This window comes from Pseudomonas sp. FP603 (assembly GCF_030687415.1).
GTDB lineage: Bacteria > Pseudomonadota > Gammaproteobacteria > Pseudomonadales > Pseudomonadaceae > Aquipseudomonas > Aquipseudomonas wuhanensis.
This window is the reverse complement of the sequence record NZ_CP117431.1, coordinates 4,810,852-4,826,059: the sequence shown is the minus strand read 5'-3', so window position 1 is coordinate 4,826,059 and position 15,208 is coordinate 4,810,852. Positions and strand designations below refer to the sequence as shown.

General features: G+C 60.5%; 15 protein-coding genes and 1 pseudogene. 9 read left to right on the top strand and 7 right to left on the bottom strand.

Annotated elements, in window-relative coordinates:
- Positions 1 to 22: 22 nt before the first annotated feature.
- The 5 genes from codA to PSH65_RS22350 all read right to left on the bottom strand — a co-directional run bounded on the left by codA (position 23) and on the right by PSH65_RS22350 (position 5,305).
- The gene (gene codA, locus PSH65_RS22370) at positions 23 to 1,267 is read right to left on the bottom strand and encodes a cytosine deaminase (protein WP_305422406.1); all 1,245 of its coding nucleotides are present in this window, start codon (positions 1,265 to 1,267) and stop codon (positions 23 to 25) included.
- 13 nt (positions 1,268 to 1,280) lie between these two features.
- Entirely contained in the window at positions 1,281 to 2,552 is a 1,272-nt protein-coding gene (codB, locus tag PSH65_RS22365; RefSeq protein WP_305422405.1) for a cytosine permease, read from the bottom strand.
- Between the two features lie 164 nt (positions 2,553 to 2,716).
- Positions 2,717 to 3,547 (bottom strand): alpha/beta fold hydrolase, encoded by an 831-nt coding sequence (locus PSH65_RS22360; RefSeq protein ID WP_305422403.1) that lies wholly within the window; start codon positions 3,545 to 3,547, stop codon positions 2,717 to 2,719.
- 226 nt (positions 3,548 to 3,773) lie between these two features.
- Positions 3,774 to 4,130: a 6-carboxytetrahydropterin synthase QueD gene (gene queD / locus PSH65_RS22355; RefSeq protein WP_007933061.1), complete on the bottom strand. Its 357-nt coding sequence runs from the start codon at positions 4,128 to 4,130 to the stop codon at positions 3,774 to 3,776.
- Positions 4,131 to 4,225: 95 nt separating this feature from the next.
- Positions 4,226 to 5,305, bottom strand: a complete 1,080-nt coding sequence (locus tag PSH65_RS22350) for a patatin-like phospholipase family protein (protein ID WP_305422402.1) — start codon at positions 5,303 to 5,305, stop codon at positions 4,226 to 4,228.
- A 243-nt stretch (positions 5,306 to 5,548) separates the two neighbouring features.
- Between PSH65_RS22350 and PSH65_RS22345 the strand changes: the two genes are divergently transcribed.
- The 8 genes and pseudogenes from PSH65_RS22345 (at position 5,549) to PSH65_RS22315 (ending at position 12,176) form a co-directional block, all read left to right on the top strand.
- Entirely contained in the window at positions 5,549 to 5,857 is a 309-nt protein-coding gene (locus PSH65_RS22345) for a PepSY domain-containing protein (RefSeq protein ID WP_305422401.1), read from the top strand.
- The gene (locus PSH65_RS22340) at positions 5,857 to 6,177 is read left to right on the top strand and encodes a PepSY domain-containing protein (RefSeq protein WP_305422400.1); all 321 of its coding nucleotides are present in this window, start codon (positions 5,857 to 5,859) and stop codon (positions 6,175 to 6,177) included. The genes PSH65_RS22345 and PSH65_RS22340 overlap by 1 nt, the downstream gene beginning before the upstream one ends.
- A gap of 3 nt (positions 6,178 to 6,180) precedes the next feature.
- On the top strand, positions 6,181 to 6,849 hold the full coding sequence (locus PSH65_RS22335) for a response regulator transcription factor (protein WP_030131520.1): 669 nt from the start codon (positions 6,181 to 6,183) through the stop codon (positions 6,847 to 6,849).
- Entirely contained in the window at positions 6,846 to 8,159 is a 1,314-nt protein-coding gene (locus PSH65_RS22330; protein ID WP_305422399.1) for a sensor histidine kinase, read from the top strand. Before PSH65_RS22335 ends, PSH65_RS22330 begins: the two co-directional genes overlap by 4 nt.
- A gap of 295 nt (positions 8,160 to 8,454) precedes the next feature.
- Positions 8,455 to 9,771 carry a Na+/H+ antiporter family protein gene (locus tag PSH65_RS22325; RefSeq protein ID WP_305422397.1) on the top strand — a complete coding sequence of 439 codons (1,317 nt, stop codon included), beginning with the start codon at positions 8,455 to 8,457 and terminating at the stop codon, positions 9,769 to 9,771.
- A gap of 64 nt (positions 9,772 to 9,835) precedes the next feature.
- Positions 9,836 to 10,735: pseudogene (locus PSH65_RS31935) on the top strand (cache domain-containing protein); the annotation flags it as partial.
- A gap of 84 nt (positions 10,736 to 10,819) precedes the next feature.
- Positions 10,820 to 11,641, top strand: coding sequence for a methyl-accepting chemotaxis protein (locus PSH65_RS31930; RefSeq protein ID WP_370694714.1), 822 nt, complete (start codon positions 10,820 to 10,822; stop codon positions 11,639 to 11,641).
- A 370-nt stretch (positions 11,642 to 12,011) separates the two neighbouring features.
- Positions 12,012 to 12,176 carry a metallothionein gene (locus PSH65_RS22315; RefSeq protein WP_305422395.1) on the top strand — a complete coding sequence of 55 codons (165 nt, stop codon included), beginning with the start codon at positions 12,012 to 12,014 and terminating at the stop codon, positions 12,174 to 12,176.
- 70 nt (positions 12,177 to 12,246) lie between these two features.
- Here PSH65_RS22315 and PSH65_RS22310 read toward each other — a convergent pair whose 3' ends face one another.
- Positions 12,247 to 12,474 (bottom strand): DUF6555 family protein, encoded by a 228-nt coding sequence (locus PSH65_RS22310; protein ID WP_008071169.1) that lies wholly within the window; start codon positions 12,472 to 12,474, stop codon positions 12,247 to 12,249.
- 285 nt (positions 12,475 to 12,759) lie between these two features.
- On the opposite strand from PSH65_RS22310, the gene PSH65_RS22305 reads away from it, so the two are divergent.
- A complete protein-coding gene (locus PSH65_RS22305) occupies positions 12,760 to 13,863 on the top strand; it encodes an IS110 family transposase (protein ID WP_305422392.1) in 1,104 nt (367 codons plus the stop codon).
- 295 nt (positions 13,864 to 14,158) lie between these two features.
- Here the strand turns inward: PSH65_RS22305 and PSH65_RS22300 are convergent, their stop codons facing one another.
- Complete coding sequence (locus tag PSH65_RS22300) at positions 14,159 to 15,193, bottom strand: purine nucleoside permease (RefSeq protein ID WP_305422391.1); 1,035 nt, start codon at positions 15,191 to 15,193, stop codon at positions 14,159 to 14,161.
- Positions 15,194 to 15,208: the final 15 nt, after the last annotated feature.

Here is a 15,208-nt window from a genome sequence, read left to right as displayed (position 1 = left end):
CGCACGCTCTGTCAACGAAAATTCAGAGCCGATCGGCCCATTCCACCACCGGCATCTGCCGCTTCATTAACACCTTGCCCCCGCGAACCGAGTACAGCGGCAAACCCTGACTACGAATCACCTCATAATCACTGTCCGCCGACAGAATCAGCAGATTCGCCGGTCGCCCTTGTTCCAGCCCATAGCGATCGCTCAGGTTCATGGCTTTGGCACTGTTATCGGTCACCAGATCCAGCGCGCTCTGCAGATTGCGATAACCGAGCATGTGGCAGATGTGCAACCCAGCCTCGAGCACCCGCAAAATGTTGCCGTTGCCCAGCGGATACCACGGGTCGACAATCGAATCCTGGCCGAAGCACACATTCATCCCCGCTTCGAGCAACTCATTCACCCGGGTCACGCCACGGCGTTTCGGGAAGCTGTCGAAGCGTCCTTGCAGGTGAATGCTTTCGGTGGGACAGGAGACAAAGCTGATCCCCGAATGCCCGAGCAGCCGAAAGAGTTTGGCGCAGTAGGCGTTGTCGTAGGAGCCCATGGCCGTGGTGTGGCTGGCGGTGACGCGCGAACCCATGTCGCGGCTGCGGGCCTCTTCGGCCAGCACTTCAAGGAAGCGTGAGTGCGGGTCGTCAGTTTCGTCGCAATGCACGTCCACCAGGCAACCGGTACGTTCGGCCAGATCCATCAGGAACTTCACCGAGCTCACGCCCTGATCCCGGGTGTATTCGAAATGCGGAATACCCCCGACCACATCGGCGCCCAGGCGGATCGCTTCTTCCATCAGCTCCCGACCGTTGCGGTACGATTCGATGCCTTCCTGAGGGAACGCGACGATTTGCAGGTCGATCAGGTGGCGGCTTTCCTCGCGGACTTCGAGCATCGCCTTGAGCGCCGTCAGCTCCGGGTCAGTGACGTCGACGTGGGTGCGCACATGCTGGATGCCGTGGGCGGCGAGGGTCTGGATGGTCTTCTTGGCGCGGGTCTTGGTGTCTTCCTGGGTGATGGTCGCCTTGCGCTCGCCCCAGCGTTCGATGCCCTCGAACAGCGTGCCGCTCATGTTCCAGCGCGGCTCGCCGGCAGTCAGTGTGGCGTCGAGGTGAATGTGCGGCTCGACGAAGGGCGGCACCACCAGATTACCGCCGGCGTCCAGGTCGTCAGGCCCCAGGGACGGGGCTTCGGTTTGCCGGGCGATGCTGTGAATCAGGCCGTTTTCCAGGTGCAACTCATGCAGGCCTTCTTGGTTGCGTAGGCGGGCGTTGATGATATGCATCAGGCGAATCCTTTTAGAGATCTTGTAATGGTGCGTTGGCGGTACGGGCACCCAGCACCCCGGTCAATAGCACATACGTTAGCGCGGCTACGGCAATCCCTACCAGCGGCGCGACCCATGGCGAGCTGAAGGCGGCGACGGTGCCGACCGCATAAGCGCTCAGCCCCGGCCAGTTGAACGCGGGCAGCCGTGTGTCGGCCAGGCGTGGGTAGCGGCCCCGATAGCGAAAGAAAAAGTCCGCCATGATCACCCCGCCAATCGGCGGAATGACTGTGCCCAGCAGAATCAGGTAAGGCACTAGCATGTCGTACATGCCCAGCAGCGCCAGCAGCGTGCCGATCACCGCGCCAGCCAGGGTCACGGTTTTGCGCCGGCCGGTGCGCAGCAGGTTGCAGCCAGCGACGGCGAAGTTGTAGATGGTGTTGTCCTGGGTGCTCCAGATGTTGAGCAGCAACATCGCCATCGCAGCCATGGCGAAGCCTTGCAACAGCAGCACTTCCACCACATCCGGTTGCTGGTAGACGATGGCGCCGTAGGCACCGATCAGTACCATCAGACCGTTGCCGACGAAGAAGCCGATCAGGCTCGCCAGCACCGCCACCCGCGCCGAACGGGAGAAACGTGTCCAGTTGGTTGCTTGCGTCGCACCGCTGACGAAGGTGCCGAACACCAGGGTAATCGCGGTCGACCAATCCAGGGTTCCCGTCGGAACCACCGCGAGCAAGCCCTCGAACCCGCCGACCTTCACCGTCGCGACCCACATCGACAGCATCAGCAGCAACATCATGGCCGGCACCGCGATGTACGACAGAATCTCCAGCCCGCGATAGCCGATGTAGGCCGTGGCACAGAAGCCCAGGCCGAACAGCACCATCAGCCCCAGAACGGTGCCTTCGCTCAGTTCGAAATACTTGCCCAGCACTACAGCCGCCGTCGCGGTGCCCCAGGCGTACCAGCCGATCTGGGTGAAACCGAGGATCAGGTCGCTGAGTTTGCTGCCCACTTCACCGAAGCAGAAACGTCCCATCAGCACCGAGTTGAGGCCGCTCTTGAAGGCGATGTAACCCAGCCCTGCGGCGTAGATCCCCAGCAGCAGATTGCCGACGATAATCACCGCCAGCATCTCGCCGAAACTGAACGCCACACCGAGCTTGCCGCCGGCAAACATGGTCGCGGTGAAGAAGGTAAAACCCAGTAGCACCATGGCGGTGGAGGCAAGTCCCTTGCGGGCATGCATCGGGACTTCGCTGAGGGGGTAATCGTTGCCCGAATCGTTCTGCGTCATGTGGCGTTCCTTGCTGGAGGGAGGACGCGGGGGTGTTGCAGTGCTCGTGCCAATGGCGCGAGGGTGTTGTTATTTATAGACGAGCAGGCGGATTTGGTTTGAGAAGGGGCACGATAGCGGTGCACCTGAAGAAACACCGCTCCCACATGTTTGATTCGGTTTTTTCAGGGGGATTCGTGTTGCGGTAAAAACCGCAATATCGCTGCCACAATCGCCTCCGGCGCATCCTCCTGAACCAGATGCCCGGCATTGGCGATGGCGTGAAATTGCGACCCCGCAATCATCTGATGCAGCGCCTGGCCGCGCTCAATGGGAATCCACTGATCGTCCTTCCCCCAAAGAATCTGCACCGGGCAGCGAATCGTCGGGTATAGCCCTTCGACCTCGCGGGTATAACATTCATCCATCTGCGCGATCTGCCGGTAGAACGCCGCTTGCCCCGGATCTCCCAGCCAAGGCTGCACATAGGGCGCCAGTTCTTGATCGGGAATCTCGCGCTTGATCGCGCCACGGATATAGGCCGGCACAATCGCCTGCTGAATGTAATCGGGCAGCCCACTGAACGCTGCTTCGTGCTGACGCACATGCTGCACGAACGGCGAACCCCAGGGTGACAGCGCCACGGGATCGATCAGCGTCAGGCTGCGGTAATCCTTGCCGTTGAGCAGATGCGCACGCAACGCGGTGGCGCCGCCGAAATCGTGGGCCACCACGTCTGGCCGTTCCAGGCCCCAGTGCTCCAGCAGTTGCGCCAACAATTGGTTTTGCACGCCCAGCGACACATCGCCGTCCGGCTGTGTGGATTGCCCGTAACCCAGCAGATCGAAGTAGTGCACCCGGTGCATGGTGATGAAGTGCGGCGCAATCCGGTGCCACACATAAGAAGAGAAGGGCGTGCCATGCACGAACACCAGCGGCGGACCGTCGCCACGTACGGCGTAGCGCACGGAATGCCCATTGAAGCGATAGGTCTGAGCCAGCGGCCAGTCAGCCATGGGAGCGTCCTCTTGGCGTGTGCGAGCCAAGAAGCATAGGCATAAAAAAACTGCCATTGAAGGCTGTTTCTCAATTCACTGACGAAACGCAGTTCTTGTGTGGTCGGGCTTGTGTGGGAGTCGGGCTTGCCCGCGATGCAGACGGCTCGGTTTAACGTCGAACCGAGTTGATGCCATCGCAGGCAAGCCAGCTCCCACGGGAATTTATGTTGTGCTTGGGGTCGGCTTATTCGCCGCGATAGATGCAACCGCTGGTGCAGGTCTCGTGGATACGAATTGCGCTGAGTTCCGGCAGCAGGGGCTTCAATTCATTCCAGATCCACTTGGCCAGCACTTCGCTGGTCGGGTTTTCCAGGCCGGGAATGTCGTTCAGGTAGTTATGGTCCAGGCGCTCGTAGAGCGGCTTGAAGATTTCCTTGATTTCCGAGAAATCGCGGATCCAGCCCGTGTGCGGGTCGAGATCGCCGCTCAGGTGAATCGCCACTTTGAACGAGTGACCGTGCAGGCGACCGCACTTGTGGCCGTCCGGCACGTGGGGCAGGCGGTGGGCGGACTCGAAGGTAAATTCTTTGAAGATTTCCACAGTGATGTTCAGCTCTTTCAGGTGGCGATCGCCGCGGCGATGTGGGCAGGTGGCGAGTTTAACAGTTTGCGTTTGGGGTTGCGGGAAAACACTGACTAAAGGGTCAGCAAGCGCTCGCCGAGGCGACCGTTGGTGGCCAGTTCAAGGAACTCATCACCCAGGCGACGGCTTTCATCCATCGTCGCGCGCCAGTATTTCTGCCGGCTCGGGGCGTCGCCCATGAAGCGCTTGAAATCGTTACGATCCGGCAGTTTGCCGTAGGGCAGGCGCGACAGATATTCCTTTGACGGTGCCAGCAACAGAACATCCTGCAAGCGCGCCGGGCAGGCACGGCGCCACGGCAGGGGCTTGTCGAACCAGCCGGGGATCACCCGATCGGTGAAATGCGGATACAGCACAATGTCGTTGCCGCTGTAGGGCAAGTCGAGGTGATAGTCCAGCAGCCCGCCATCGCGAAACGTCCCGGCGCCAGCACCCGGCAGGTCGCGCACGCCTTGCATGACCATCGGGATCGAACCCGAGGCCAGCAAGGCCTGGCGCAGGTTGCCGGCATCCAGCGCAACGAAGCGCGACGGGAAGTCATTCAGCGCGTTGACCGGTGGTGCCAGGCGCGGGTCGTGGAGGATCAGCCGCTCGAAATGCCGTGACAGCCGCGCTCGCCCGCGCAGGTTGTCGGCGATCACCGACGACAGGCCCAGCCCCAGCCGACCGCGATGATCGTCCGCCAGCAGGCCATGGCTTTTGACCACCATGATGTTCAGTCGGTAGTGGGCGTTGTCCAGAATCGACGCGTCGCGGCCGTCGAGCAAGTCATCGAGCATGCGCCGGGAGCTCTGGCTGATCTGCGCCATGGTCACACCCTTGGCGAAGTTCTGCTCGGTGTACAGATGACCGAGGCGGCGGATGCCTTCAGCGGCATCCGGCAGGCAGGCGCTGGCGAACCGCCAGGAACCCACCGACGCACCAATCAGCGAACGCTCCCGGGGCACCGCCGGCAGCCATTCGCCGAACAGCGCCAGATCCAGCCCCTGAATGCCCAACGCTTTCGGGCCACCGGCGGCGCCCGGCAATGTGCCCACATCCGCGGCGCTCAAGCCATTGGCACGGATGCGCGCCAAGGCACGCGGGCCGGCCTTGATAGTCAGGGAAGGGAACTTGATGTGGATCGCGGTCATAACCGGTCTCGATGTCTGGCAGGCGGGGGATTATGTGGGAGCGGGCTTGCTCGCGAAAGCGGTGTAACAGTCGACATTTTTGCTGAATGTTGAACCACCTTCGCGAGCAAGCCCGCTCCCACAGGTTTTGTGTATGTCTGCGATATCATGGTGCCAGTCCAAATGATGGCAATTCAGTTTCAGTTAAGTTCGAATCACTAAGGTGACCCTCGAAGCAACACATAAAAAAATACGGAGACACCCATGAAAATCCTGACTGCCCTGTTCACCGCCTCCATCATCACCATGACTGCCAGCATCGCCCACGCTCGCGACCTCGGCCCCGACGAAGCCCTGAGACTGCGCGACGCTGGTACCATTGTGTCCTTCGAGAAGCTCAACGCCACGGCATTGGCCAAACACCCCGGCGCCAACATCAGCGAAACCGAGCTTGAAGAAGAGTACGGCAAGTACATCTACCAGGTGGAACTGCGCGACCCGCAGGGCCTTGAATGGGACCTGGAGTTGGACGCTGTCAGCGGGCAGGTTCTCAAGGATCATCAGGATACGTAATGAAGGTGTTTTCTTTAAATCGACGCACCGGCAGTCGAATGGCGTTGGCGCTCCTGGCTTTCTGCTCGGTGGTCATGGCCCGCGACCTGGATCAGGACGAGGCCCTGCGCCTGCGCCAGCAAGGGGTGATCCTGCCGCTGGAGCAACTGTTGAAGCAAGCGCTGGACCGTTATCCCGGGGCCAAGCTGCTGGAAGCCGAGCTTGAGGAAAAGCACGACGTCTACATTTACGAGGTCGAGCTACTGACCACCGAAGGTGTGGTGCGTGAGCTGGACCTCGACGCCACCACCGGCCAGTTACTGAAAGACAAGGAAGATTGATCGATGCGTTTGCTTCTGGTGGAAGACCACGTGCCGCTGGCCGACGAATTGATGGCCGGCCTCAACCGGCAGGGTTACGCCGTGGACTGGCTGGCCGACGGCCGCGATGCGGTGTACCAGGGCAGCAGCGAGCCCTATGACCTGATCATTCTCGACCTCGGCCTGCCGGGTCTGCCGGGGCTCGAGGTGTTGGCGCAATGGCGGGCCGGCGGCTTGGCCACGCCAGTGCTGATCCTCACGGCGCGCGGTTCCTGGGCCGAGCGGATCGAAGGCCTCAAGGCCGGCGCCGACGATTACCTGACCAAACCGTTTCACCCCGAAGAGCTGCACCTGCGAGTCCAGGCATTGTTACGCCGCTCCCACGGCCACGCCAATCAGCCGACACTCAAGGCCGCAGGCTTGCATCTGGATGAAGGTCGCCAGTGCGTGACCCGCGACGGCGCCGACATCCAGCTCACCGCTGCCGAGTTTCGCCTGCTGCGCTACTTCATGCTGCACCCCGAACAGATCCTTTCCAAAAGCCATCTCGCTGAACACCTCTACGACGGTGAAACCGAACGCGATTCCAACGTGCTGGAAGTCCACGTCAACCACCTGCGTCGCAAGCTCGGCCGCAGCGTGATCGAAACCCGTCGCGGCCAGGGTTACCTGTTCGGCGGGCAAGCCCAGTGAGGTCAATCCAGCGCCGCTTGAGCCTGGGCCTGATCAGCGTGATGGTGATCGTCGGCCTGGTGCTGGCGCAAACCAGCCTGTGGCTGTTCGAAATGGGTTTGCAGCGCTACCTCGAAGCCGGGCTGCGCAATGACAGTGAGAACCTGCTGGTGGCGCTGGTGCGGGGCCCGCAGGGTTTGCAGCTGGATGAGCGGCACTTGTCGCCGGCCTATCAGCGACCGTTTTCCGGGCATTACTTTCGCATCGACTTTGCCGACAGCCATTGGCGTTCCCGCTCGTTATGGGATCAGGATCTGCCGCGACTCGAACACCCAGGCCTGCACAGCAACCTGCAGTTGGGGCCGGAAGGGCAACAGTTGCTGGTGTTGCGTTCGGACTACCGGCGCTTGGGCCAGGCGATTTCCATCAGCGTCGCCCAGGATTACACCCCGGTGCGCGAGAGCTTCCGGCGCATGCAACAGGTCGGCCTCGGGTTGGGGCTGGCAGGGCTGTTGCTGATATTGCTGTTGCAACGCATCACCGTGCGCCGCGCCTTGCGCCCGCTGGAAAAAGCCCGCGAGCAGATCGCCCAATTGCAGCAGGGCCAGCGCTCGCAACTCGACGAAGAAGTGCCGCTGGAGCTGGAGCCGCTGGTGGCGCAGATCAACCATTTGCTGGCCCACACCGAAGACAGCCTAAAGCGCTCACGCAATGCGTTAGGTAATCTTGGCCATGCGTTGAAAACCCCGCTGGCGGTGTTGTTGAGCCTGGCTTCCAGCGAAAAACTCGATGCTCACCCGCAGCTGCGCAAAGTCATGCAGGCACAACTGGAACAGGTTCAACAACGGCTCAATCGCGAACTCAACCGTGCCCGGTTGTCCGGCGATGCACTGCCGGGGGCGCTGTTCGATTGCGCTGCGGAACTGCCGGGGTTGCTGGCCACGTTGAACATGATTCACGGCGAGCACCTCGAGCTGAGCTACCGCGCGCCGGCCGGTCTGCAACTGCCGTGGGATCGTGAAGATCTGCTGGAGTTGCTTGGCAACCTGCTGGACAACGCCTGCAAATGGGCGGATGCCGAGGTGCGGCTGAGCGTGGTCGAAACGGCAGAAAAGTTTGAGTTGAGCGTGGAAGACGATGGACCGGGAATTCCCGAAGACCAGCGCGCTCAGGTGTTCAGCCGTGGCACACGACTTGATGAACAGACGGATGGGCATGGCTTGGGATTGGGCATCGTGCGCGACATCGTCGACACGTGGGGCGGAGTGTTGAAGTTGCAGGAAAGCGAGTGGGGCGGGTTGAAGGTGACGATCGAGTTGCCCAAACGCTGACCCCAATCTGAAGGACGCCGATTAACCTGTGGAAGCGGGCTTGCCCGCGATAGCGGTGTATCAGGCAGGCCAGCAAGCTCCCTCGCCACAGGCAAGCCACACCATAGGGCTATCGCAATCCGTTACACATCAGTAATGGGTGTTCGCTTTGACAAGGGGACGACGGTCCGGCACAGTGCGCGCCCTCTAATAAAACCCTTTTCTCCATCCGCTGGCGGCGCTCATGCAGGCTGCCGGCCGGACTCATTCCGTTTGGCGGTGATTGCCTCACCGCGCTGCTTTTGAGGTAACAACAATGAATGCAGTAATTGCCGCGGTCGGCATCATGCTGATACTCAGCCTGTCCCGCGTGCATGTGGTGATCGCGCTGATTGTGGGCGCGCTGGTCGGTGGTTTGACCGGTGGCCTGGGTATCGATGCGACCCTGAAAGCCTTCAACAATGGCCTGGGCGGCGGGGCGACGGTTGCATTGTCCTACGCTTTGCTCGGCGCATTCGCGGTGGCCATCGCCAAGTCTGGCCTGGCCCATGCGCTGGCCGACAAAGCCCTGGCCATGGTCGATCGCCAGCACGCCAACGGTGGCGGAAACGTCAAATGGCTGCTGATCGGTTTGCTGTGGGTGGTGGCCATCGCCTCCCAGAACATTTTGCCGATTCATATCGCCTTTATCCCGTTGCTGGTGCCACCACTGTTATATGTGCTGACCAAGCTGCAACTGGACCGTCGATTGATTGCCTGTGTCATCACCTTCGGTTTGATCACGCCGTACATGTTCCTGCCCGTGGGCTTCGGCAACATTTTCCTCAATGAAATCCTGCTGGCCAACGTCGCCCGTAGTGGCGTGGACATCAGCGGTATCAATGTCACCCATGCCATGGGCATTCCGGCACTGGGCATGGTGTTTGGCCTGGCGGCAGCGTTCATCAGCTACCGTAAGAAGCGTGTTTACGACCTGGAAAAGATCGAGCAGGTCGAACAGGTCGCGGTGCAATACAACCCGTTGAGCCTGATGATCGCCGGTCTGGCCATTGCCGCCGCGTTCATTGTGCAGTTGCTGTTGGACTCGATGATTATCGGGGCGCTGACGGGCTTCCTGATCTTTTCGGTGTCGGGCATCGTCAAATGGCGCGACACCGATGACCTGTTCACCGAAGGCATGAAGATGATGGCGATGATCGGCTTCATCATGATCGCCGCGTCCGGGTTTGGCGAAGTGATCAAAGCTACCGGGCAAGTGCAGACACTGGTCGAAACCTCGGCCTCGTGGATCGGCCACAGCAAAGCCATCGGCGCGCTGCTGATGTTGCTGGTGGGCCTGTTGGTGACCATGGGCATTGGCTCGTCGTTTTCCACCGTACCGATTCTGGCGGTGATTTTCGTGCCGTTGTGCGTGCAACTGGGCTTCAGCCCGATCGCCATCGTGTGCATCGTCGGCACCGCCGGTGCGTTGGGTGATGCCGGGTCACCTGCCTCGGACTCAACCCTGGGCCCGACCTCCGGTCTGAACATCGATGGCCAGCATCACCATATATGGGACACCGTGGTCCCGACCTTCCTGCACTACAACCTGCCATTGCTGGCGTTTGGCTGGGTAGCGGCGATGGTTCTGTAACACCTCTAACCCTGTGGGAGCGGGCTTGCCCGCGATGGCGGCCTTTCAGTCGCATTGATACTGAATGTACCGACGCTATCGCGGGCAAGCCCGCTCCCACAGGATCAATGTGACCCTGACTCAACTTTTGATTTGGCCTGCCGTTAAAGCCTTTAACCACGCCAACAAAATCATAAGAGTGAACGTCATGCGCATGAGCCTGAAGGCTAAAGTCCTGTCCCTTGCCGTCCTCCCGGTGCTGCTCTTTGCGCTGGTCATCAGCCTGACCACGCTGTTCATCCTGCAAGAGCAGGCCCGCAAGGAAGTCGAGGAAACCCGTCTGCGCCTGCTCAGCGATGCCAAGGCGACCCTGCAAAGTTACGTTGCTGTGGCCATGACCACGATCAAACCGCTCTATGACGCAGCCGCTCCCGGCGATGATGCGGCGCGGGCGCAGGTGATCAAGTTGCTGTCGAGCATCACCTACGGCAAGGACGGCTACTTCTTCGGCTACGACTCCAACACTGTGCGCCTGTTCAAGGCCAACAGCCCCGAAGGCGTGGGCCAGAGCTTCAAGGACAACCGCGACCCGAACGGCGTCTACGTCAACCGTGACCTGGTAAAAGTCGCCAAGGACGGTACTCACTACCTGCAATACAGCTCGACGCTGCCCGGTAACACCCAAGTGCTGGTGCCTAAACTCGGCTACACCGAATACCTGCCGAAGTGGGACATGGCGGTCGGCACCTCGGTCAACCTCGACGGCATCGAAGCTCAAGTGGCGGTGGTTGAGGCCAAGGTCCAGGAACGCATGCAAGGCGTGGTGCTGAGCATTGTCGGGATTGCCGTGGTGGTGCTGCTGATGATCGCTGCTGCCGGGATGCTGTTGGCCAACACCATTCTGCGTCCGCTGAACCTGATGAAAGCCAACCTCGACGACATCGCGGCGGGCGAGGGCGACCTGACCCGACGCCTGTCCATCACCAGCCAGGATGAACTCGGCGAACTGGCCGGCTCGTTCAACCGTTTCGTCGACAAGATCCACGGCCTGGTGCGGCAGATCACTGAAATGACCTCGCAACTGACCGGGCTGGTGAATCAGGTGTCCGATCAGGCCCAGCGCTCGGATCAGGCCATGGAGCGCCAGCGTCACGAGACTGATCAGGTGGCCACGGCGATCAACGAAATGTCGGCGGCGGCCCAGGAAGTGGCCAAAAGCGCGCAAAACGCGGCGGTCGCTGCCCAGCAGACCGACGAAGAAGGCCAGGCCGCCAAGCGTGTGGTGGCCGGCAGCATCGTGAAGATTCATGCGTTGGTGAACGACATTCGCAGCAGCGGCGTGTCCCTCGACAGCCTGCAGAAAGACGTGTCGTCGATTGTCAGCGTGCTCGGGGTGATCCGTTCGATTGCCGAACAGACCAACCTTCTGGCGCTCAACGCCGCCATTGAAGCGGCCCGCGCCGGTGAGGCCGGGCGTGGTTTTGCGGTGGTCGCCGACGAAGTGCGGGCATTGGCCAGTCGCACGCAAATCAGCACCCAGGAAATCCAGAGCATGATCGACCGCTTGCAGGCCGGCACTCAATCGGCAGTCGAAGCCATGCGCCGCTCCAGCGAGGCTGGCGACGGCACGTCGGCCCAGGCCAACGAGGCGGGAGCGTCTCTGGACGCCATGGCCCAACTGATCGGCACCATCAACTCGATGAACGCCCAGATCGCCAGCGCCGCCGAAGAGCAAACCGCCGTGGCCGAAGAAATCAACCGCAGCGTGCATCAGATCGCCGTGGCCGTGGACAGCGTCGCCGACGAAACCCAGCTCGGCGCGCAAACCTCGCGCAGCCTGGCCGACCTCGGTCAGCGCCTGGGGCAACTGGTCGGGCAATTCCGTATTTGATTGATGTTGTTTGTGTGGCGAGGGGGCTTGCCACAATGCCGATAAGTCAAGAAATGTGAGCGACGAAGATCCTGTGGGAGCGTGGCTTGCCCGCGAAGAATGCACCGCGGTTTTTCAGGTATTACGCGTCATCGTTCATTGCGGGCAAGCCACGCTCCCACAGGTTCTGCTCCTTGACTTACCGATATTAGAGTTTTCCCCTAGCCACAGGGCAGTGTTCGTCCCTGAATAGCAGCATCGCGACTACCCTCATTAGTAAGCAAACACCGTCCAAGCGTTTGTTTGAACCCGTTTGGGGAGCAGGCGGTCATTTGCTTCAGGTGTCGCGCACCCGCGGCACCTTGACGACCACAACAATGGAGTCAGACTCATGATCGACAGTGAAAGTATCTGCGACTGCCCCAAATGTTCCTGCAAGCTGGGCGAACATCCGATCGCGCGCCACGGCAAGCACTATTGCTGTGAAGCCTGCGCCAAGCACCATGAAAACGGCGAGGCATGCTCCACCAAAGGCTGCAAGTGTGCTCAACACTGACTATTCAGCCAAAAAAGTGGAGCCGTCCAGGCTCCACTTCAGTTTGAATCGTCCCCCTCCTTTTTGACGCTCAACTGGCCGGTCGCCAGGTCACATTCTCGATGCCGAATTTTTCCGCCAGCGGTTTGCTGGTCTTTTGCACCCGTTCACGGCCAAAGCGCGGGATCCGGCCGACTCCGGCGTCGCAACTTGCCCAGTGCCAAGCCTCTGCATTGTCCATTTTGTCCAGGCGGATAATGAAAGACTTGGGCTGGCCATGAAGGGTGTATTCAATAACGAAAAGTTTTGCATTGTTCATAACGCCTGTATTCCTCCCTGTAGTTATAGAGGGATCGCGAGGCGCGGCGAAAATTCAGTCGAAATGTCGGACGGTGACAGTGACTGGCGACAGCCGGACGCCTCGTTATCATGGAGCCTTCCTGACCCCCAATTATCCTAGCCTATGGCCCAAGGTGCGCCGGCGGAACCGTCATAGTCTTCGCGAGCAGGCTCGCTCTCTGTAATCGAATGGACTCGCCCACGCCGAGGCGTCTATGCGCCACGGTGGCATCCTATAGATGTCAGCGACAGCGAGGGCGAGCCCATGAGCAAGAGTACGTCGAAAAAGAATTCCCTGTCTGCAAACAACCTTTCGGCCTGTACCACCGTAGCCGTGGATCTGGCGAAGAGTGTGTTTCAAGTAGCGGGTGAAGATCATCTGGGTCAAGTGATCTACGAGAAACGCCTCAAATCCCGTGAAGCCTTTTCCACCTTCTTGCGCCAATTGCCACCTGGCACCTCGGTCTTGATGGAAACCGGCCCAGGTGCGCAGGCTTGGGCCCGGTTGCTGCTGGAACAGGGCAATCAGCCTCGAATCCTGCCGGCTCAGCATGTGGCCAAGCATCGCAGCGGACCGAAGAACGACCGTAACGACGTGTTGGCCATCCTGCGCGCCGGCCGGGACGAGCGTGCTCACGCCGTGCCGGTCAAAACCGTAGCCGGGCTGGAAATGCAAGCGTTGCACCGAGTACGCCGGCGCTACGTGAAAGAGCACACCGCCATGGGCAACCAGATGCGTGGATTGCTGCTGGAACATGGTTTTTCCATCCCCCAGGGCAAAGCAGCCATTGACCGAAACGTCACTCAGCTACTCGAAGACTCCAGCCAGCCGATCCCCGCGTTGCTACACGAGCTGATCGCCGAATTGCTCGCTGAGTGGAAGCACATGGCTGAACGTATCGAAGTGATGACCGGGCGCCTGGAGCGCGCAGTTCGTGAAGACGACACCGCGAAGCGGCTAATGACGGTACGCGGTGTCGGTCCGATCTTCTCCTCGGCCGTGATTGCCAAGCAGACCGAACCTGAGCGTTTTGCCAATGCCCGGGATTTTGCAGCTTACTTCGGCACAGTGCCCGAGCAGTACAGCAGTGGAAATACGATCCGGCTGGGCAAGATGGCCAAACGCGGGGATGCCTACATCCGCAGTCTGGCCATACAAGGTGCACATGCTGTCCTCAGACAGCTCAATCCCAGCTCGGATCATCCTGATGACCGCCGCCTGCAACGCTGGCTAGGCCGTCATGGACAGAAAGGGGCTGCGGTGCGTCTGGCTAACCGCAACCTGCGGATCATCTGGGTGTTACTGCAAAACAAAGACACCTATCACCGCCAGCCGGCTGAGCGTCAGGAGGTGGTGATAGGCCAGTGATTTAACGAGTTCTGCCACCGAGGCGCTTGGCGCCTCAACCCTTGCTAGAGAACATTGACCCCAGGTTAAACCGTCGCGGATAGATGCCTGCGCTCCTACTGGCCCTTGAGGCCTCTCTGTAATCGGCATCCCGCGAGCTGATCCGATGTTGGCCAGAAGCCAGGCGCTTCCTCGAACAGGCCTGATACATAGATGCAACCGGGTAGCAGTGTTCAAAAGCAAAGCGGGTTGACAGTGAGGGGCGAGTCCATACATAGGAGCGAGGCTTGCCCGCGAAGGCGTCCTCAAGCCGGACTCAGACCTCAGGCACACCTTTCTCCCAAGCCGACCAATTCTGCAAAATCTCCTGCACCAACGGATTCCCCGTGCGGTACAGGTTCTCCAGCGCTGGCACAAACCCACCCTGATCGGCGTATTTGAGCAGGTTATCCACCTCACTCTGGCCCGGCGCCGGCCGGTCGAAGTCAGAACCGGCGCGCACCACCGCCAGGCGCCGGACGTCCACCAGGCCCTCGCGGCTGGCGCGCAGCAGCGCCTCGTAGGTGGAGTTGTCTTCCTGCTGAGTCGTGCAATAGACCCCTTCGTTATTGGTCAGCAGCCTGGTCCAGACTTCCGCCCGCTCGCTCAACCGCGTTCCGGAGAACCAGGTATTGCCCGCCAGCGTGTCGCACTGGGTTACCACTGGCGGCTGATTGGCTGGGGCCGACGGATACTTCAAACGCCATATCGCTGATTCCTTGCTCTCGCTCAGATGGACCTTGTGGCTCAGGGCGAACGCCTTGGCCTGCAACTTCGGATTGAGTTCGAACACTTCAGTTTTGTAGTCCAGCGGCGGCTTTTCGTTCGGGCCTTTGGTGTTGATGCCCAGGTAACCGGTCGGCCAGTCTTTCGGCGCGTCCCGGGAATCCAGCTCCCACTGGGTGCCGAACTCCACCAGATAGTGTGCCCACGCGGTGGTGCCGATGGTGCCGTGGTGGGGGCTGATGCCGGCGATACCGGCGATCAGGAAGTAACTTTTGCGCAGGTCGAATTTCGGCGACAGCGCCAGGGCCAGAGTAGAGGCCGCGGCATTGGTCTGGCCCATGCCGGTGACCATCAGGCACACCTGTTGGGTGTTGCAGCGAATGTTCGGGTACTCGGCGGACAGGCCCGGTACGCGCACTTCTTGCTTGAGTTCCAGGCGATCGATCCAGTTCTGCGCCTCGGGGGCGAACATGGTGATCAGCATTACTTTCGGCTGAATGGGCGCTTCAGTCGCCCAGGTAGCGGAAGAGAGCAGGGCGCCGCAGACAATGCCCACGGACAGGGAAAGACGCGTCATTGCATTCATAAAACCTCCTGATTC